1 rRNA gene is annotated in these 329 nt (G+C 47.7%); it reads left to right on the top strand.

Annotated elements, in window-relative coordinates:
• Positions 1 to 225: 225 nt before the first annotated feature.
• Positions 226 to 329, top strand: a 16S ribosomal RNA gene (locus QSK07_RS22745); the annotation flags it as partial.

Below are 329 nucleotides of genomic sequence, written 5' to 3'. Positions count from 1 at the left end.
GCAGGAGGAAAGCGTAATATACGCCACCTCGCGACAGGACGCTAACGCACTGTTCGCACTGCTCTTTAACAATTTATCAGACAATCTGTGTGGGCACTCGCAGGATTGATATCAGCGTCTCCGGACGCAACAAAATATCAAGCCTCACGAGTGAACACATAATGAAATTCATTATGACGTTTTACAGATGAGCACCGCTTACCAAGTTGTAAGCAAATCAAACTTAAATTGAAGAGTTTGATCATGGCTCAGATTGAACGCTGGCGGCAGGCCTAACACATGCAAGTCGGACGGTAGCACAGAGAGCTTGCTCTCGGGTGACGAGTGGC

The sequence above is a fragment of the Pantoea sp. QMID4 genome, from assembly GCF_030270445.1.
In the GTDB taxonomy this organism is placed as follows: Bacteria; Pseudomonadota; Gammaproteobacteria; order Enterobacterales; family Enterobacteriaceae; genus Pantoea; species Pantoea vagans.
Note: the sequence above shows the minus strand (reverse complement) of the source record. Positions and strands in the feature narration are given on the sequence as shown.